Below are 20076 nucleotides of genomic sequence, written 5' to 3' on the forward strand. Positions count from 1 at the left end.
GCGAATCCACTTGGATTTGTGGAGGTTTAGTTCAAGGGAGATCTTTTTTCTCACTCTGGTGCTGATTATACTGGACTCAGAGAATCCAGAACAGCACATTGAAAGAAATCGCCTCGATCGCCTGATCGCGACTGCCTTTTCCGGTGAATTTCGAAAGGGCAGGGGGGCGTATTCTAATGTTATTATACCGACCTACAACACAATGAGGGAAATTATGTCATATCGGCCCGTTCTTGTTACGCGAATCCTCGTTGCACTGATGTTATGTTGCACTCCGATGACGATTTCGGCTGAGGCAGCGAAGCTGACATTAGAGCAGAGGAAGGAACTGGCTTCGATCAAGAAGAATCTGGGCAAAGTGGCTGTGCTGATTCGGCAGAAAAAATATGACGAAGCAAAAGAACTGACCGATACCGAAGAGGGAAAACTGAATCAACTGGCTCAGGATGCGATGCTGACGGAAACCGATCCGGTGCTGGTGAGTACGAAGCGCGTGATTGCCCTCCGACGCAAAGTGTTGGAGAAAGTGATGGGCGGCGGTGGTGGAAATAAAGGTGCCGCAAATCAGGGAGTCAGCTTCGAGACTCAGATCGCGCCGATCTTGAATGATAAATGCGTGAACTGTCATGGCGGTCAGCGGGCGAGTGCCAATTTAAAGCTGGATACCTTCGCTGGAATGAGGCAGGGGGGGCGAAGTGGTATATTGCTGATTCGCGGCAATCCAAACATCAGCCTGCTTGCCCGCAAGTTAGTCGCACCGGGAAATCAGCGGATGCCGCGCAACGGGGCTGCTCTGGAACCGGCTCAGATTCAATTAATTGCCCGCTGGATTGCGGAAGGCGCACGATTTGATGGAGAAAAAGAGACCGACCCCATCGGTGCCTCGACTAAGAAGAAGAAAGCCCCGGTGAAAGTCGTCATGGCGACCGGTGACGAAAAAGTTTCCTTCATGGAAGACGTCGCGCCTTGGATGCTTGATTTCTGCATGCGTTGTCATAGTGGCAATAATCCGGCCAGTGGATTCTCCGTTGTGACCTTTGAAGACATTTTACGCGGAGGCGATACGGGAGAGGTGATTGTTCCCGGCAAGCCCGACGACAGCCGTCTCTGGCATCTGGTGGGTTTGCAGGATCCGATTAAAATGCCGCAGGGGCAGGCCTTGCTCAAACGCAAATACGCACAGGACCTGAAAACGTGGATTACAGAAGGAGCCAAGTTTGACGGTAAAGATGCCAAAGGGGCACTGCGTGCCATGGTGCCAACAGAAGATGAAAAACGGATGGCAGAGTTGGCGACTTTGTCGCCGGAAAAATTTGCCGATCTGCGGCGCGAGACGCTCGAACCAACCTGGAAACGCGCCGTCAGTAATGAAAAGGCGGAAATGCTTGAGACGGATGATTTCATGTTCTACGGGAATGTGAGTGCGGATCGTCTCAAACAGATCAGTGGCTGGGCACAAACCCAGGTCGACGCGCTGCGAAAACTGTTTAATGAAAAACAGAAGCCGCTCTGGAAAGGGAAGCTGGCCGTCTTTGTGTTCAAAGATCGGTTTGGCTATTCGGAATTCAATCAGACGATTGAAGACCGCCGCGTCGATCCGGCAACGACCTGGCATTCCAAAGTGACGCCCACTTACCTGGATGCGTATCTTGTGCTACAGGATGTGGGGGATGAGGCGGCCGCAGATTCTCCCGGCTTGCAGACCAATTTGACCGCCGGGCTGACGAATGCGGCGATTCAACGCGGAGCAGGGGATGTGCCGATGTGGGCATCTCGTGGGTTGGGTGTGCTGCTGGCGGCAAACGGCGCTTCGAACCAAAACTATTTCGAATCGTTAAGGCAGCAGGCATTGGAGGCAACTCCCAAAGTAACTCGCCCTGAAGAACTGGTGGCGGAAGGGACGTTTTCACCATCCGAAACTACGGCAGTCGGCTTTACACTCGTCGAGTTTCTGGTGAACACCGGCGGCGCGCCCAAGATGGGGCTGCTGTTAAAGGAATTAAAATCCGGGACCACTGCTCAGGCCGCAATTCAGAAAGTGTATGGCACGAACCTGCGTGCTTTAGCAACGGCGTATGCCCGTACGTTGCGGCCGGGTAAAGTCAAGAATTAACGCTGTCGCATTGTTCCAATACAATTTACGCATTGCTTCCTGAAGCAAGTCGGGTTGGCAGCCCTGTGATTCTGATTCCAGTCCGCTATAATCGACGGCCTTGAGCTGTTCGTTTTTATTGAGTGTGATCAGGGCGCGTAATTCTTATGATGGATGTAAATATTGTTGGCGGCGGCGTAATTGGCTTGTCGATTGCCTATGAGCTGGCGCATCAGGGGCTGTCGGTCGCCGTGTTTGATCGACAGCAGTTTGGCCAAGAGGCTTCTTGGGCCGGGGCGGGAATGTTACCCCCGGCGGACCTTCAGGCAGCGACGACTCCCGGTCTGCAACTGCGTGCTGCCAGTCGACTCATGTGGTCCGACTGGTCGAGTCGTTTGAAGGATGAGTCGGGCGTTGATAACGGGTTTGTCAACTGCGGTGGTTTCCATGTCGCGCTCCGTGATGAAATGCCAGGCTGGTTTGAGTACGTTTCTGAATGGCGAAAGGCGGGCGTGGTCCTGGAAGAATATGAGCCACAATTGCTGCAGGAACAGGCATCGTTTCTGAGTTCGGAAATCCAGGCTGCCTTTTATTTGCCCGAGATGAGTCAGGTTCGCAATCCGCGGCATTTAAAAGCGCTGCTGCTGGCGTGTGCGAAGCAGGGCGTTCAATTTCATCCCGGCACGCCAATCATCGGCTTTGAACAGCAGGGGCCCCAAATCTCAGGCGTCCGAACTTCGACAGAAATTCACAGAGCAGGGCGCACGGTGATTGCCGGGGGGGCCTGGTCTCCTGAAGTTCTCTCGCGACTAGGCCTGGGTTGTGAACTGGTTCCAATTCAGGGACAGATTGTGTTGTTGTCGATGAACCGTCTGCCCTTCACTCAGGTGATTGAGTGTGGCAGTCGCTATCTGGTTCCGCGGAGTGACGGTCGAATTCTGATTGGCTCAACAGAAAGCAATGTCGGGTTTAATAAACAGAATACTGCGGAAGGCGTGCGGGGGCTGATTCAGTTTGCCGAGTCCCTTGTGCCGTGTTTGAAAGAAGCGACGTTCGAGCGCGCCTGGGCTGGCTTGCGTCCGAAGTCGATTGACAGCTTGCCGTATCTGGGAAGTGTCGATGGTTACGAAAATCTATTCATGGCGGCAGGCCATTATCGGGATGGCTTACAGCTTTCGCCAATCACGGCAAAATTGATGCGACAATTAATTTGTGGCGAAGAAGTAGAGATGTCGCTGGAGCCGTTTTCCTGTTCGCGAGGGATTCAAGATTGCGAGGAGAAATAAGTTGAGAGCCGTTGTGCAGCGAGTGTCCCGTGCGAGTGTGACCGTGGAGGGAGAAATCACTGGTCAGATCGAGCAGGGTTTTTTAGTGTTACTGGGAGTCGGCCAGGATGACACGCAGGATGATGTGATTTATCTGGCGCAGAAGACCGTGGGTCTGCGCGTGTTTGAAGATGCAGACGGCAAAATGAATCTGGCGTTGGCGGATGTCAAAGGCAAGATGCTGGTGGTCAGCCAATTTACATTGCTGGGTGATTGCCGCAAAGGACGTCGTCCCAGCTTTGTGAATGCCGCACGCCCCGAACAGGCGGATGTGCTGTATCAGAGTTTTGTCGCGGAAGTCAAAGGTCACGGCATCGAAGTGGCTACGGGCCGCTTTCAGCAGCATATGGATGTGGAACTGGTCAATGACGGTCCCATCACACTGCTGTTGGACAGTAAAAAAGAGTTTTAAAGACCTTACTTCTGGTAAGTGAGGAATCGCATGCTGCTGGTTCAGAAAATTCTGACGATCATGGCGGGGATTCTGACCATCATCGTTGTCTGTGGTATTCCGGGCTTTCTGGATCATCAACTGAATGATGAGACTCAGTTTCTTCTCGTGATGTTGACCATTCTCGTATTGATTGCCTTACTCCCTGTGTTATTGATTTATTTGCTCAGCAGGTTGTTGATGAGATGTTTGAAGTGCTATCTGGCTTCCACGTTTCCCGATGCGGAGAGAAATTAATTTGATTAATGTGCCCTGCTTTGCTTTTGGGGGCGAAATGAGCCTCAAATCTCTTTGGACACTTCTATTTTCGAGCAAAAATCTGGTCTTTGCGCTGACCTCGATTTTTCCCTATAATGCCCTACCCTCGATTTTCTGAAAAATCGGGGGAGTGTCGGCAGGGGGGTAGGGCCGCCTCCTATTTTTCATCATGGATGACCAGTGTAAGACAGGACGTCGAAATGTGGTTTGATTTACTGATTGTTGCCATTCTTTTTTACGCAGTCTGGAAGGGCGCCTCGAAAGGGGTGGTCTGGCAGTTGGCTGCGATCGCCGCTTTGGTACTCTGCTTTGCTTTTGCAGAGTCGCTGTCTTTACAGTTAGCACCGATGATCAATGTAAAGCCGCCTTTGAATCGCTGGATTGCGATGCTGGCGATTTATATTGGCTTCTCGTTTATTTCGTTTACGTTGGCGCGAAGTTTGAAGTCAGCCATCGATTCACTGAAGTTCGCAGAGTTCGATCGCCATCTGGGGGCGGTTCTGGGATTGCTTAAAGGAATTATCTTTTCCTTGTTCCTGACCTTCTTTCTGATCACGATTTCCGACTCGGCCCGGGCGGCTGTGGTGAAGTCACACAGCGGCTATGCAGCTGCGATCATTTTGAATGAAATGGCACCGGTGATGCCTAAGGAGTTGCACGAGGTGTTGGACTCCTGCCTGGCGAATCTGGATCATCCCGATGTGCCCATTCACGATCATACTGATGATGAGCTGTTTGGCGATGACCACGACCATGGCCATCACGGGGACGAGAATCCGTTTCCGCCAGGCACGAATGATCTGCCTAATCCGTTCTTTGAGCGATCAGGGGGAGATGGCTCCGGGGTGCGAACGACGAAGCAGGATTCGTTGCTGAATCAGATTATTAAAAGCATTCCCAGTTATCTGCGAGGGGAGCTGGAAGATAAAGTAATCGAAGCCTACAACGCGACGGCTCCGGAAGACCGGGCCACTTTTGCGAAGCAGCTGCAGTCCCGGATTCCCGGAGTATTGCGGGGCGTGACGGAGCAATGGAAAGACGGACAACCCAAGGCGGCTGTTCCTGCAGATGGAAATCAGCAGACCGCTGTGGAGCGAACCAGGTTGCTGCAGACGATTGCAGCCGTCTATTCAGACTATCCTGAAGCGCAGAAGGACCTGATCGAAGAGTTTGAAGCAGAGCTGTCCGGGATACCAGATCAGGTCGTGATGGCGGTCTTAAAAGACTGGCGTGCAGACCTGCTTTTAACCGGGGGAGACCCGGACCCGAACACCGATGTGACGACGTCGTTAGACAAGCGTGTTTTGCGCCAGTTGGAGCTGCAGAAAGTCCCGCTGAATTCGCTTGGTTCGGCGTTACAGAATCGGATGCAGAGTGCACAGAGAAGATAGAACCGCAGTAGTAGAATCAAAGATAAAACAGAGCTGCTTTCAGGGGGAAACAGAACCGTTTCCAAGTACTTGAGAGTGGCAGGCGTGAAGCCAGGGTGAGACGTCGCAGGAAATGGCGGCGTCGAAACATGGGGAATTGAAAACCCTACATGGGGAATTGAAAACCCTATAAAAACAGGCTTAAATTCACCACGAACTTAACATAACGGACATTATCGGACGTTCGTAGTGGGCTGCATTATTGGCGCTGGTGGTGTTGCCTGCGGTTTCAGGCTCTGAATACCGTCATTCAAATCGGCATGCGAAAAGGGGTTGCTGCTGCCTCGCGGATAACTGCTCGACAGCACGGTTGAGTTCGTTCTGTTGCCGCTGCTCAATGCGATCTGAATGAGCCCTTAATGGCATCGTTGTCTGCTGTTGTAGATCGTTCTGATCCCCCGGGTTTTGGGAGTGCCATTTCGTCCTTTTAGACGTCCGTTTCCGTCCCCCGTTCAGCGTCTTCAGACCGGGGCTATTCAGCAAATGATCTGCGTCCCTTTCCCCGGTGCTGCTGGTCGCTTTTTGAGTTCTCCAGGCCGTTGATTTGTTCAATATCAATTTGGCTTCCCGAAGAACAGGTTCACGGGCCTGCTCACGCAGAAATGCGTCTCTCGTGGCCTCTGATTGGAATTGTGAAATATAAGTATCGCACTTCTCATAATTAACTCGCTGACGGGCCTCTGGGAGACCGGTTTTCTTTCACCCGATCCTATGATTCATTTTGCAGCATTGCAGATCGATTAATAGAACCAGGATGCAGTCCTCGGTGGATATCTCGACCGGGAATCGTTTGTTCTTAGCATAGCATCCAAATGTGGCTCAGACCTGTGGAGACTCACAGAACTTTGTTGGGCGGATGCTGGGCATCCTATCTGGAAAGAGCCACAAAAAACGCCCGTTGGTTCCTTTCTGGAATTCCAACGGGCGTTTGTTTTGTGATTTGAATGTGTTCTTGAAGCCGGTTTGTTTTATTCGGCTTCGACTCCTTCTACAGACTCGTGGAACATGCCGATCTTGCGGAACTTTTCGTAGCGCTGGTCGACGAGTTCATCGACGGGCAGGCTTGTCAGTTGTTTCAGGTTGGCTGAGAGCGATGCTTTCAAAGAGGTTGCCATCTGGCGGTGATCGCGGTGGGCGCCGCCCAGTGGTTCGGGGATGACTTCGTCGATGATGCCCAGTTTGAGCAGATTCTCGCTGGTGAACTTTAACGCGTTGGCGGCCTCGTTGGCGTATTTGACATCCTTCCACAAGATGCCGGCACAGCCTTCCGGCGTGATCACGGAATAGTAGGCGTACTGCAGAACGGCGATGTTGTCTCCAATGCCGATGCCCAGTGCGCCGCCCGATCCGCCTTCGCCGATGACGACGCAGATGATGGGGGTTTTCAACAGCGACATTTCTCTGAGGTTGATGGCGATATTGTAGGCTTGTCCGTGTTCTTCGGCTTTGATGCCCGGATACGCGCCCGGAGTGTCGATCAGGCAGATGATCGGGATGCCGAACTTCTCGGCCATTTTCATTTTGGAGAGGGCTTTACGATATCCTTCCGGATGTGCACAACCATAAAAACATTCGGTGCGTTCTTTAAGTGTGCGTCCTTTTTGCTGACCGACGAACATGACCTTCTGGCCGTCGAGTTTAGCGAAGCCGGTCAGGATGGCCCGGTCGTCACCCATGGCCCGGTCGCCGTGCAGTTCTACGAATTCATCAAAGACCAGTTCCAGGTAATCCAGGGTTTGCGGCCGCTCCGGGTGCCGGGCGACTTTGACCGTGTCCCAGGCATCCAGGTTCTCAAAGATCTCACGTTTCATGCGTGTGATCTCCAGGCGCATATTGCGAATTGCGTCTTTGGTGTTGGGAGTCGGGTTGGGTTCCTGCTCGATTTTTTTGAGCTGTTCTTCCAGTTCGTAAATCGGACGTTCGAACGGAAGCTGATTGATGACTGACATAATAGATGAGACCAGGTTAAAAAATGAGTGTGATTATGTAACGCTGCGGAGCATTTTCGGATATGCCGGCAATTAATGCAAGATTTTATCTACTTAGATCACATCCGGCAATTCATCCATGAACGGCAGATCGTCGTCTTTTTTCTCTTGTTTCTTGCTGTCGTCGCTCTGTTGAGCCGCCGGCTGCTGTGGTGCAGGCGGTTGTTGAGACTTTGGTGGTGCCTGTGACTGTGGAGCAGCCGCCGGTGGTGGTTGTGGGGGCGGCGCAGCGGGTTGACCTGGCTGTGGCTGTCCCGGTTGCTGCTGAGGAGGTTGCTGCTGCTGTGGCGGCGGTTGTTGAGGTTGTTGCTGTGGTGGGTAGGGTTGTTGTGGGTATCCCTGTGGCGGATACCCTTGTGGCGGCATGGGTTGCCCCTGATACTGAGGCGGATACATCATCGGCTGACCCGGCATGGGTTGCCCTGGCGGCATCGGTTGTGGTGGATACATCGGCTGCTGATATTGCGGCGGGTATCCGCCGGGCATTGGCTGAGGCGGCTGTTGTTGTGGTGGTGGCTGCTGGGGCTTCTTGGCCTTTTCTGGTTCCGGTTGCGGTTTGGATTTCTTGCTTGCTTTGCGTTTTGCGATCAATTCCGCTGCCAGTTTCGGGTCTTCTTTGACCAGTTCGGACAGGCGGGCGTCGGCACGGCTGTCGAGTCGTTTTTCCTGCATCGACTCTTTTTCTTCCTGGTCTGCTTTGGCTTTGTTCTGCGCGATGATTTCCGAGATTTCCGCTTTGAACATTTTTACGTTTCTGAGTGAAGAGACGACTTCTTCCATCGACTGGAACCGGTCTTCCGGTTTCTTGGCCAGCATCTTCAGCACGAATTCATCAAATTCCGGTGCGACATTCGGATTGATACTGGAAGGTGCGACAGGACGTTCTCCAATATGCTTCAGCAGCACTTCCTTGGGGTTCTCGCCGTGGAACGGTGTTTTTCCCGTAAGGACTTCGAAGATCGTGATTCCCAGGCTGTAGACATCTGCCCCGGGACCGAGTGGGAGTTTTTTGATTGTTTCGGGGGCGATATAAGACCGTGTTCCCTGGACGGACTTAGGTTTGCCGAAGAGTTTGCCGAGTCCTTTCGCGACCGGGACCGCGAGACCGAAGTCGATGACTTTGACTTCGGAGCTTTTGCTGATCAGAATATTTTCCGGTTTGATATCTTTATGGACCCAGCCTTTTTCGTGCATGTGTCCGAGTGCCATTGCCGTCGATTCAATCAGTTTGCGCAAACGGGACTGGACACTGAGCCGATCGGATGAGAGTTGCGAGCGGAGGTTGGGAGCGCGGAAGTAATCCATCAACAGGTAAACGTGTTGTTTGGATTTCACAAACTTGTGCAGATAGATCAGGTTGGGATGATCGAGGGCCCCTGCCACCTTGGCTTCCAGTTTCATGGTGGAGACAATTTCCGGGTTCTTCATCGGTTCCGGTAAAAGTCGTTTCATTACGAAACTGGTCGGTGCCCCCTCTTCTTTCACCTCCCAGATCTGTGTGGTGGTACCATCGGCGATGAGATTGAGGAGTTTGTACTCATCAACCACACTGTCATCTTCTGTTGTTTCTGTTTCAGCCACCGCGCAACCTCTTGCTTTTTGAGTGATCCAACGTAATCCTGTCGGAACTCATCGTACGTAAATACAATGATCTGTGTTAACCGGGGTTCTTGTTCGAACCTGAAGTGAATTTTGCGAAATCATCCTGGTCAGACAGTGATGTTTTCTTCGCATCATATAGTGTAACGAGATAAGGGACTTAACGAAACAATGGATTCTAAAAGCTGACCTTTTTTTCAGGTGGTTTCGCCGGCGTGCGTCCCGGTGTTGTTCCCGGGTCAGCTTCTGTTTTGCCAATCTTCTGAGTGGGTTGAACCTGTGTGCCGTCTGGCAGGGGCTGTGATGTACTGACGATGATTTCATCGTCCTTGCTGAAGGGAGCCGACACGAACAGGCGTTCCGGCCCGATTTGCCCCAGAATCTGGGGCTTCAGGTCTCTGATCACATTTTCACGAACGATTTGAATTTTGCGTTCCCCTTCGGGGGTATTGCTGACAGAAATCGTCGGGATTTCGGCAATCGGATAACGCGGAATCAAGGTTACGCTCACCGCTTGTCCCGGCCTGTACTGCTTGCTTTTGTTGTCCAGAACCACCACAGCAGACGTGATAGAGTTGGCCAGATCTCTAAGTTTTTCGAATTGTGGTGCGAGCGGAAGAATCTGATCGACGGCAGCTTGTGCCGCCTGTTCTTCCACGTTCAGATTGATGTTGGCCCCTTTCTGGGCCTGCTCGCGTGCCAGGGGGATTTCGACCTGCAGCTTCGAAGTATCTGCCAGTTCCAGCAGGGGCTCCCCTGCTCTGACAAAGGCACCCGGGGCGGCAAAAATGCGGAAGATCTCTCCTTCAAAAGGAGCACGGATTATGGTCTGTTCCAGGCGGATGTTGGCGATTTTCAGTTCGGCTTCTGCCAGATCGAGTTTGGCTTTTGAGATCGCTTTGTTGGTTGACGTTTTGTGTTCCTGGGACGCGACTTCCACTGCGGCCTGGGCACGGGCGACTTCGGCTTCGGGGATGCTGGGATCGAGGCGAACTAAAACCGCTTTTGCTGAGGATTTGTCTCCCGATTTAACATCGATCGAATACACAATGCCGTCAATGGGTGCGGCGACTGAAAGTGAACGTACTGGCTTTAGATTGAGGGGGACATAATAGTCACGGGGATGCCTGAGTGTGATTGCTTCGCGTTGAATGGAAACGGTCTGCGGCTGGTCGGTAGCGGGTTGTGCTGACGCAGTAGTTGTGATCAACATCGCTGCGAGCAAGATCCAGAAGCGGCTGAATCGATGATCAGGAGAAGCAAACGCTGTAGAAGTCTTAGCAAGGAACTGCATCATACTGAAGCTTTCATGTACGTAGTGTGTCACACGTGGGCAAAAATCTCTTATTTCAGATTTTCGCTGACAAGCTCCGCAGATTCAAGCAGTGTTTGCAGATCTTTCCGGGTTTTCACAGAAGATCTCAGGAAGTGAGTGCGCCTGATACTTGCTGATGATTATTGACAGAGGACCCAGCCACGCAACTTGATGCAGCAGGCTGAAGTACAGTTTTTGGTGTCAATCCAGAGTTGATGGCACCAGCCGCGTGGTTTCTCTGCGACCAGTGGTGGCCGTTCAAGGGCGAATGTGATCGAAGGGACATAACGCTCCGATTGAACGATGCCTGTCACCAGCGACGCGGGAGAGACTTTGGCCGGGGCGTTGGCTTTCATCAAGTTGCAGGCAGACAAAGCATCTATGGCGTACTCGGCACAATGAACTCCCTTAGCACGATTTCCCGTCAGGTGGTGTTTGATGGAATAGGGAGTTCCCAGTTTGTGATCCAGAAAGCGTTCATACTGGGCCGTCATTCTCTGGTCGAATGCTGCCTTGGGTTGAAAGACGTGGATCGTGGCGGGACGCTGCGTATTCAAATAATTTTTGAGTGTCAGGCAGCGGACTCCGGTTCCGTTCATGCTGTCATAAACTAAGGGTTCCCCATTTCGCATGACAATCATGGCGACATGGGTGTATGCACTTTGCGTAAAAACTCGGACTGCCAGGCAGTCACCTTTACTGAAGAGCAGTGTTCCTGTCTGGACGCGGGAAGAAAGAGAATCGGCCAACTGGTCGAAGGATGTAAAATTCGAATTCATTTGCGGGGTTACAGCCTCGATGGGCTGATCATTCCTTTGGGGGGCCTGTGGGGTGGAAGCCAGGACGGCAATCGACAGGAATAATGACATAACAGCCTCCTTCTGAAAAGATCAATCTGTTTCCGGCACAGACAGGCTTATGTCGTGCCGAATTCGCTAATCTCAGTTGCTTCAATGATATTTTCACATCAGTTCTTCGTTGTCAACGAGAATCTCTTGGAAAAAGATCAGAAAAACAGAGGCAATTTTCGGAAAATTATTTCTGCTGGTAGATTGATCGCACGCTCGATAAATGAGAAAAAGGTTGTCAGGCGTTACGTGATCGCATCAGCAGATTCTGCTATGAGAAAGGTGATGCGTCGGTTGCCTCTTCTTCTTCCGGTTTTCTGGCACTGAGCATGAAGTGATGGACGGCGCCATCGATGGAGACATCGGTAAACAGATCGAGCAGCCGGTGCGCGTACCACTGATATTGTTTGGTCGAGAACTGTAGCAGTCCTCCCGGTTTCAATGCACGCAGACTTTTTTGAAGAAAGGCTTCGCCTTGCTCTTCGCTGTTGAAATAGGATTTGTTGGTGAGAATATAATCATAGGTTTCCGGCACGATGCCCAGGCCTTCCTCACATAATTCCACACTGACGTTGGTCAATTGATTTTTGGCAATCCCCTGCTCCGTGCATTTGACCGCGCGGGCATTGCTGTCGATGGCATGCACTGTGGCAGAGGGACAACGTGTGGCGGCGACGAATGCCACGATCCCCGAACCGCAATCGACGTTGAGAATGGTCGCGTTCTCTGACAATTCCATCAGATTCGTTAAAGCACGGGCACTCTGGTTCGGGCGACGGTGACTGAAGACGCCGGGCAGCGTGCAGGCATGCAGCAGTGTCTCGCCTTCGCGCACGACGAGTTCGTCGAGCAGCTGTTTTCTCTCGGGTAAGTCTTGTGGCTTCTTGACCTGATAAATAATGCCGGCGTCTGACACGATCCGGGTGACTTTGTTGAACAGCGATCTCAGGAGTTTGTGATATTCATAATCTTTGGTCCGCGCCGAGGCGATGATCAACGTGCCGCCCGCGTGCAGGCTGTGTGCAGCGGAAAGTGTTAGGTCACGACAATACTCATCGGAGAACTGTTGCGTCAGCGGTAACAGTGCGGCGTCGTAATCGTCGACCGGAAACTCGCTGTCACAGATGGTGCTCCATTCTGTGGAGAGAGACTGTTCTTCCTGAATGAGACTGCACTTGTGCTGAATGCGGCTGGTGATGGTTTTGTCAAAACTGAAACAGTCAACGCGCGTGTCTGCGATATTGCGTTGCAAAAGTGCCGTCGTCAGTTGATGCAGGTTCGATTGGAAACAGAGCGTGCGCGTGGCGCTCCATTCCGGAGTCAGATAGTCCAGCAGCAATTGTTCGGGGGGCGGTAACAGCTTTTTGAGGCGTTGTTTTTTTTTCGACTTACGCGACATGGTGATTCATTTTCAGGATCTTGATCAGACTGGTTATCTCACTCAGGGAGTTACTGATGTTTCGATAATTATAAAACCCGGCAGATAAAACATTTCAAGTAATGATTCTCGGGGCAACTGGGAGAAACAGGGTGGTCGGCCGGTTGTCCTCGTTGTTCCAGAATCTGCAAGTGGCGTCCCGTGTGTTGCGAAACGGAAGCGAGCATCTGCTGGAAATCGAGTTGGCTGATCAGTCCGGAGCAACTGCAGGTGACCAGGATACCACCCGGTTTCAAGACATCAAAGGCCAGACGATTCAAGCTGAAGTAGCCTTTCAGTGCCTGTTTGACACCACTGCGATGACGGGCCATTTTCGGTGGATCCAGAATGACCGAATCGAATTGTTCTCCGTCTGCTTTGAGTTGTTCCAGAACCCCATAGGCCTTGCCGGTTTCGAATTGAATGCGATTGCCGACGCCGTTCAGTTCCGCATTGGCTTTTGCCTGTTCAATGGCCGACTGCGAGGAGTCATAGGCGAGAACCGATTGCGCCTCGCCGTTGATGATTGCGTTTAGCGCGAAGGCGCCCGTGTAACAATGCAGTTCCAGCAGACGATGGTTTTTGACATAGCGAGAGACAGCGAGACGATTGTCACGCTGATCCAGATAGAAGCCGGTTTTCTGTCCGGTGACCATGCTCATGCCGTAGCGGATATTGTTTTCTTCCAGAAAGAAATGTTCCGGCGGCGGGTCGCCGTCGAGCAATTGATCGGCGATTTCGAGTCCTTCTGCTTCGCGCATCCCCTTCTCTGTTCGCAGCCAGATGCCTTTGGGAGAAAACCGTTCTTTCAGAAACCGAATGACCAGATCCTGTTTCAAAGAGAGTGCCAGGCTTGAGAATTGAACCAGAAACCATTCCCCATAGCGGTCAATCGTCAGGCCTGAAAGTTGATCAGCTTCGCTGAACACCAGACGGCAGCCAGTCGATTCCAATGAATCAAGCAGCCCGACGGATTCGCGGAGTGCAACGGCCTGCTCCAGGCGCTGCGTCCAGAAGGCGTCGTCGAGTTCCTGCGTTTCCTCCCAGGAGTAGAGACGGACGCGGATATTGCTGTTCGCGTTAAACAAACCCCGGGCAATGAATTCTCCCTTGTCCGATTGCAGAATGACTTCCGTACCTGGTTCGGGAGATCCTTCGATCCGGGAGATGGCCCCGGCAAAGACCCAGGGGTGTCGCCCAAAGAACGGAAGTGCGCGACGTGGCTTGAGTGTCACACGTGGTAGAGGTTTCGTTTCGGTGACGTTTGTCTCGGTGGCGGTAGTCGCGTCAGCCTCGAGCGGGCTTGAATCACTCATGAGAGTTTTCTAATCAAAAAGATCGGTAGAGTGTCTGTCTCTATCGAAAAAGAAATAAGGGACGTTCATTCACAGCAGGAGCCGGGAAGGAACAGAATGTAGATTGCTATGCAGTGCAAGCAGTGTTCCGCGTCGAAAGCGGCTTGCATTTATGATTTATGCTTCACTGGAAGTCGATTTGGTCGTGCCTTCTACTTCCGCAAGATAAGCCAGCAGTCGATCCCGTTCATTGGTCAGATGTCTGACACGCAGGAGAGAACGGACACGCGTTGTGAGTTCAATGCGATTCACGGGCTTGGTTAAAAAGTCATCACAGCCCGCCTGCACGGATTTTTCGATGTCTCCCATTTCATTCAATGCAGTAATGATGAGAATGGGGATATCTCTGGTTTCCTCGTTTTGTTTCAGTTGCGTACAAACTTCATAGCCACTGAGTTTGGGCATCATGATGTCCAGCAGGATCAGATCCGGTTCGATCTCGGCAACTTTATCCAGCGTTTCTTTTCCATCATACGCCATGAACGTTTCGTAGCCTTCATCCAACAGGTAGGCATCGAGCAGTTCGCAGTTTTGATGGTTGTCATCTGCGATAAGTATTTTTGAATTCTTCAAAGAGATTTCAGACGACATAATCGTTTGCCTGTAGTGTAAGATCGATTTAAAAATCTGGCCCATTCAACTGGCATGAAGCATGTTTTCATGCACTCTGAAAGTAATTTATCTCATTTACCAGGGAATCACAACAACCGGTTCATCGTTTTTTACCGGCTGCTGCTCGTTTTCTGGTTGTTTTCTATGGGAATCCGCCTCAGGCGCATCGGCAGTTGTTCCCACATCCGGTGGATTCGGATTTTGTAGTCGGTCGTTTGCAGCCACAGCTCTGTTTGTTGCAGCCACAACCTGATTTTGTTCCTTTTGTCACAGGAGAGGCGACGATCAGCCGACGGAGTAGAACTTCGTTAATCCGCCCGCGAAAACGAATCTTGCCATCAATGGTGACAACAGGGACACACGTTCCAAACTGTTCGACGAGCACTGGGTCACTATAGATATCCACAAATTCTGCCGGAGGGAGGTAGGCCGCGTAATCTTCCAGGATTTCAGCTGCTTCCTCGCACAGGGGGCAGTTTTCTTTAGAATAAACGAAAAGTGTTTCAAATCGCTGTCCTTGCTCATCGGGCATCCAGTCTTCTTTGGGCTGAATGCTGCGATTGCGTTCGGCGTGTTTCATTTCATTGCTGGAAACCTGTTTCAGGACAGCAACCCCGCCGAAGGAGAGACACAGTGCCAGTAATTTCCAGATAGCAGGGCTCTGATACCAGGAACGAGGCATGTTAAATGGGAGCCATTCGGTGCCGGTCAGCGAGAGGGCTAGAATCGCTAAGCCTAGAAATAGCATGAAGTTCCCTAAAAAAGGGAGCCCTTTGGGAAGTTCTTCTTTGTGTGCGATTGTGCTCATATGATTTTCCTCGGCCGCATCCCTTCTCACTGACACAGTACGGCGTATCCTGTCCGCCGCCTCTTCTATAATAGTAATCATCGAAATTCTTCCCGGAATATTATAGTCAATTGCCCTGCTTTTTAAATCTCTTCGTGGTTTTCACTCTCCTGAATCGTGCTGCAGTGGAGAAATGGGACGTTATGAATAGTGTTCAAAAGGTCTTTGTGCGGATCTCGGAGGAAATGGGCCTGGGTGCGATGGTTTGGCTTTATTCGGGATTCGAGAGATTCCCTAAACCAATACTGGTCAGTCATTAAAACGGATGCTAGAGTGTTACTATTACCTTGCTGCGTATTGAGATTCATCGAAGGACACGTTGAGCGAATTGGTAGAGAATGGCAGGAAAACTAACGGCCGAGGGTTTTTTAAACCTGGTTAAACAAAGCGGTTTGGTTTCGGTCGATCAGCTGAAAAAACTCCTCTCCGAATATCAGGAACAAGGGATCAAGCTGGGAGATCGCGAGCCGGCTGAGATCGCTGATGAACTGATTCAGCGTACTCTTCTGACGCGCTGGCAGGCGAATAAGCTGCTGCAAGGCAAGCACAAAGGTTTTTTCCTGGGGAAATACCGTTTGCTGGATCTGGTCGGCAAAGGGGGCATGAGCTCGGTCTATCTGGCGGAACATGTTCTGATGCGTCGCCGCTGTGCGATCAAAGTGCTGCCATCCAAACGCGTGAACGACGCCTCTTATCTGGCGCGGTTTCATCGCGAAGCGCAGGCGGTGGCCTCGCTGGATCATCCGAATATCGTGCGTGCTTACGATGTCGACCATGAAATGGAAAATGACGCCGAGATTCATTTCCTGGTCATGGAATATGTAGACGGACAGGATTTGCAGGAGATTGTCTCAAAGAACGGCGCGCTCGAGTTTCGTGATGCCGTCAATTATATTAGACAGGCAGCGCGCGGATTAGCCCACGCACATGAAGCCGATATGGTGCACCGCGACGTGAAGCCGGGCAACCTGCTGGTTGATTCCAAAGGTGTCGTCAAGATTCTTGATTTGGGGCTGGCCCGTTTTTTTCACGAAGGCGAAGACAAATCGCTGACGATTGCCCATGACGAAAAAGTACTGGGAACGGCTGATTACTTGGCGCCCGAGCAGGCGATCGACAGTCACATGGTCGATTCCCGGGCCGATATTTACAGCCTGGGATGTACGCTCTACTTTATGTTGACCGGACACCCCCCCTTCACCGAAGGCACGCTCGCGCAGCGGCTGATGGCACATCAAACCAAAGAACCACCGCCGATTACCAAAGACCGCCCTGATACTCCAGAGGATCTGGTTCAGATCCTGGAGAAGATGATGGCGAAAGATCGCGATGCACGCTATCAGACGGCCGAAGAAACTGCCGATGCGCTGTATGAATGGCTGCAGAATAATACCGATGAAGAGTGGCGGCAAAACAATCTGAGTAGTGGCCTGGGGTCTGGTGTTGGTTTATCGCAGGCGGGATCCGACGCTAAGGATCAACAGAAAAAAAATCCGGAACTGGCTGCCTTTCTCTCCAATCTGAAGGATGAACCAGCGAGCGCCAAGGGGCCGGGCTCCGGTGAAGTCAAACAGACGCCGAGCCGTCCACAGCAGCCGGCTGCCAAGCCCTCTTCGGATGTCCGTGATTCATCAGTCATCAAAGAGGATAAAATCAGTACTGCGTCGACGCGAATTGCCGGAGCAGAAGAGACAAGGCAGAAACTGGAACCGAAACCGTCTGCTCCCCCTGCAAAGCCAGCAGCAAAGCAGACAGCAAAACCTGTCGCGAAGCCCGTCGCAAAACGAGCTGCAAAGCAGGTTGCCAAGCCGGTGAAACGCCCTGTGAAAAAAGCGGCGCCGGTGGTCGAAGCCCTGCCTTCCGACTCGGCTGTGATGGAAGCGGAGCCCGATGAAATCGAAGCAGAAGTTGTCGAAGAGGCAGCGCCGGCTGAACTCTCACTGACCAGCCAGAAATGGTTTCTCCCTGCCGTCGTTGGCGGCGGAGTGGGTTTGCTGCTGATTGCAGGTGTGGTGATGTTCGCGCTGTCCGGGGAAGAGAATGCAAAGCCACAGGAAGTCAAAGTCGCCCCTCCGAAAGAAAAAGAAACAGAGAAAAAAGCTCCGACTCCAGAGACACTGCCTGAGGAAATTAAAGTAGGTCCGAAAGAAGATTACAAAACGATTGCCGCGGCTTTGAAAGACATTCAGATCGTCTTCGACAAAACCTTTGGCGTCGACAGCAAAACATATACGATCAAAGTGACCGCAGGACAGGAACTGAAAGAACGCATTCAGATCGATAATTCGGATCTGAATTACCCTAAAGGAATTACGATTGTCGCTGAAAGTGGAAAACCGGTGATCCTGGCACCGGATGGGCCAGAAGCGGTGATTCAACTGAAGGGCATCGAAGGGCTGGCCATCGATGGTTTTCTCATTCGAGCGCAAGGGAAGAAGGTCGCGGTTGAACTGTCTGAATTTCTGGTTGGTACGAAACTGAAAAACCTGAAAATCAATGATTTTCAGGAAACGGGCATTTTGGCAAGAGGCATTTCCGGATTAGGGAATTTGCCATTCCTGCTGGAGAACGTGAGACTCAAAGCGGGAAGTCCTCAGGCGGTCGGACTCGATTTCACCGGTGATACGAATAGTAGTATTGTGATGTCCAATGTGCGTTGTCTGAACGCGATGCAGACAGGCCTGCGGTTTTCCTCCAGTGTCAGAGACACTCAGATCAAAGAGTCGATCTTTTCTGAATCGTCGACCGGCATCCGTTTTGAGTCTCTCGGACAAGACCTGACGAATCTGAAATTGACCAACAACACGTTTTTTATTGTAAAATCGGGAATCGTCTTCTCTGTCATGCCCGGGCCCGGTAGCGAAACAATTCAGATTTCGCGCAATCTGTTTGCCGCCATTGAAGGTCCTGAAGCGAAAGTCGAGCAGCAGAATGACCCCAAAGTCTGGGCCAAAATTTTAACGGCGCAGGAAAATGAATCGTCCCGTACGGCACCCACACCTGTGCCCGCTGATGAACTGGACCTGTTCAAGAACAAAGGCAAACGAGGAGATGCGAATTTGAGCAATTTCGTTTCGACCACTCCCGGCGATGAGAAATTCCTCTCCCCTGCCCCGGATAATCCAGCCCGCAAAGTCGCTGGCACGCCCGGCGGCATGAAACCGTATGTAGGTGCCGTTGGTCCGTAAGCGACCTCACTTTTCAGCCTGTAGCAAAATGTAGGGGTCGCCCTGTGTGGCGACCCGCGGTATCGACGTCGTTTGTGTGCTTGTGTGCGGCGTTGATTCCGGTTCCGTTCTGCGTATGATTTGAAGTTGCATATCGCGAGGCGGGCGGGCACATAGACCTGCTCCAACAACTCAAGAATCATTTACGTCAGTCCCAGGTCTTCGTAAATCGCGTCGTTGATCTCTTTCGCGCGGCGTTGATGTTTGGGTTCACCCGGTCTGCCGTTGGCGACGACGGCCACCACCAGTTCCCGTTCCGGGTCTGCAAAGGCAATCGATGACTGGGAACCGCCGTGCCCAAAGGTCGCTTCGGATGCATATTGGCCGAAGCCATAAGGGACGGTTTCTGCGCCGTAGCGGTTGGAGTTCACGATGAAGCCCAGACCGTAGTCGACCGTATGCTGCAACGTTAAATCGAATTCGCCGACCCGGTGCCGACTGGTCATGGTTTCAACAGTCTGTGGTTCAAACAGCGGCATGCCTTCATTCAGCAGACATTCATAAAACCAGCCCAGTTCGTGAATCGGACCACGGGCATTGCCGCCCGGCGAAGGGGTTACACAGCGCGGCGCTGCATGCCAGTCGGTGAGCTGCATCTCTCCTTTTTCGCGCTGATAGACATACGCGATGTTGTCTTGTACCTGCTCGTAGACCTCAGGCGGCATGCCGACCCAGCTGTCTGTCATGCCCAGCGGTTCCAGAATTAACTCTCGGATTAACTTGGGATACGGTTTTTCCGTGAGCCGTTGCAGAACTTCTCCCAGAATGAACCAGCTGGATGTGACGTGATAGCCGGCCGTTTTTCCGATTTGCCAGTTCTCTTCCAGGGGCGCATCATAAATTCGCTGCAATGTTTCGTTCCAGCTTAACTCCGGCCAGCCGGTATTCACGGGACGAAAGCCGGCAGTGTGGTTGAGTAGATGGAGTAACGTGATTGGTTCTTTGCCGTGTGTGCCGAACTCGGGGATGAATCTGGTGACGCGATCATCGAGATCCAGTTTTCCCTGCTCCCAGAGACGGGCGATGGCCATTGCGGTTAATGGTTTGCCGGCGGAGAGCCAGAGATTGATCGTGTTTTCCGTCATCGGTACGCCGGGGCGGGCTTCGCCAACGCCGGTATCAGCGATCACTGCTCCCTGGTATGAGACATAAATCTGAACGCCGGTATGCAGTTCTTGTTCAATGCCTTCCAGAATACGCTGATGGGTTGTAGGCAGACGGTCTTGCAGAGGCGGCACGGGAGACTTTCTGATTTGATGGAACGAAAAAAACAGTCTTGTTGAATTTCGCTTTTAGCGGAAGCGAGTTGGTA

General features: G+C 52.0%; 15 protein-coding genes. 6 read left to right on the forward strand and 9 right to left on the reverse strand.

Annotated features, from left to right (window positions below; all coding sequences use genetic code 11):
- The first annotated feature begins 214 nt into the window (after window positions 1-214).
- From Enr17x_RS10890 to Enr17x_RS10910, 5 genes are all read left to right on the forward strand, one after another.
- A complete protein-coding gene (locus Enr17x_RS10890) occupies window positions 215-2113 on the forward strand; it encodes a c-type cytochrome domain-containing protein (RefSeq protein WP_198001096.1) in 1899 nt (632 codons plus the stop codon).
- A gap of 146 nt (window positions 2114-2259) precedes the next feature.
- On the forward strand, window positions 2260-3378 hold the full coding sequence (gene thiO, locus Enr17x_RS10895) for a glycine oxidase ThiO (RefSeq protein ID WP_145308610.1): 1119 nt from the start codon (window positions 2260-2262) through the stop codon (window positions 3376-3378).
- A 1-nt stretch (window position 3379) separates the two neighbouring features.
- On the forward strand, window positions 3380-3829 hold the full coding sequence (gene dtd / locus Enr17x_RS10900) for a D-aminoacyl-tRNA deacylase (protein WP_145308612.1): 450 nt from the start codon (window positions 3380-3382) through the stop codon (window positions 3827-3829).
- Window positions 3830-3859: 30 nt separating this feature from the next.
- The gene (locus Enr17x_RS10905; protein ID WP_145308613.1) at window positions 3860-4105 is read left to right on the forward strand and encodes a hypothetical protein; all 246 of its coding nucleotides are present in this window, start codon (window positions 3860-3862) and stop codon (window positions 4103-4105) included.
- A 221-nt stretch (window positions 4106-4326) separates the two neighbouring features.
- Window positions 4327-5517: a CvpA family protein gene (locus Enr17x_RS10910; RefSeq protein ID WP_198001097.1), complete on the forward strand. Its 1191-nt coding sequence runs from the start codon at window positions 4327-4329 to the stop codon at window positions 5515-5517.
- 1007 nt (window positions 5518-6524) lie between these two features.
- Here the strand turns inward: Enr17x_RS10910 and Enr17x_RS10915 are convergent.
- From Enr17x_RS10915 to Enr17x_RS10950, 8 genes are all read right to left on the reverse strand, one after another.
- Complete coding sequence (locus tag Enr17x_RS10915) at window positions 6525-7505, reverse strand: acetyl-CoA carboxylase carboxyltransferase subunit alpha (RefSeq protein WP_145308617.1); 981 nt, start codon at window positions 7503-7505, stop codon at window positions 6525-6527.
- 93 nt (window positions 7506-7598) lie between these two features.
- Window positions 7599-9125, reverse strand: coding sequence for a serine/threonine protein kinase (locus Enr17x_RS10920; RefSeq protein WP_198001098.1), 1527 nt, complete (start codon window positions 9123-9125; stop codon window positions 7599-7601).
- 196 nt (window positions 9126-9321) lie between these two features.
- A complete protein-coding gene (locus tag Enr17x_RS10925) occupies window positions 9322-10440 on the reverse strand; it encodes an efflux RND transporter periplasmic adaptor subunit (RefSeq protein WP_145308621.1) in 1119 nt (372 codons plus the stop codon).
- Between the two features lie 158 nt (window positions 10441-10598).
- A complete protein-coding gene (locus Enr17x_RS10930) occupies window positions 10599-11327 on the reverse strand; it encodes a YiiX/YebB-like N1pC/P60 family cysteine hydrolase (RefSeq protein WP_145308623.1) in 729 nt (242 codons plus the stop codon).
- A 250-nt stretch (window positions 11328-11577) separates the two neighbouring features.
- Window positions 11578-12705 (reverse strand): class I SAM-dependent methyltransferase, encoded by a 1128-nt coding sequence (locus tag Enr17x_RS10935; protein WP_145308625.1) that lies wholly within the window; start codon window positions 12703-12705, stop codon window positions 11578-11580.
- 68 nt (window positions 12706-12773) lie between these two features.
- Entirely contained in the window at window positions 12774-14039 is a 1266-nt protein-coding gene (locus tag Enr17x_RS10940; RefSeq protein WP_145308627.1) for a class I SAM-dependent rRNA methyltransferase, read from the reverse strand.
- 156 nt (window positions 14040-14195) lie between these two features.
- Window positions 14196-14669 carry a response regulator gene (locus Enr17x_RS10945; RefSeq protein WP_145214910.1) on the reverse strand — a complete coding sequence of 158 codons (474 nt, stop codon included), beginning with the start codon at window positions 14667-14669 and terminating at the stop codon, window positions 14196-14198.
- A 178-nt stretch (window positions 14670-14847) separates the two neighbouring features.
- Window positions 14848-15498 carry a glutaredoxin family protein gene (locus Enr17x_RS10950; protein ID WP_198001099.1) on the reverse strand — a complete coding sequence of 217 codons (651 nt, stop codon included), beginning with the start codon at window positions 15496-15498 and terminating at the stop codon, window positions 14848-14850.
- Between the two features lie 377 nt (window positions 15499-15875).
- Here Enr17x_RS10950 and Enr17x_RS10955 point away from each other — a divergent pair, with 377 nt between their 5' ends.
- Window positions 15876-18725 carry a serine/threonine protein kinase gene (locus tag Enr17x_RS10955; protein ID WP_145308631.1) on the forward strand — a complete coding sequence of 950 codons (2850 nt, stop codon included), beginning with the start codon at window positions 15876-15878 and terminating at the stop codon, window positions 18723-18725.
- A gap of 182 nt (window positions 18726-18907) precedes the next feature.
- Here the strand turns inward: Enr17x_RS10955 and Enr17x_RS10960 are convergent, their stop codons facing one another.
- Window positions 18908-20002 (reverse strand): serine hydrolase domain-containing protein, encoded by a 1095-nt coding sequence (locus Enr17x_RS10960; RefSeq protein ID WP_145308633.1) that lies wholly within the window; start codon window positions 20000-20002, stop codon window positions 18908-18910.
- Window positions 20003-20076 lie beyond the last annotated feature (74 nt).

The organism is Gimesia fumaroli, from assembly GCF_007754425.1.
Lineage (GTDB): Bacteria > Planctomycetota > Planctomycetia > Planctomycetales > Planctomycetaceae > Gimesia > Gimesia fumaroli.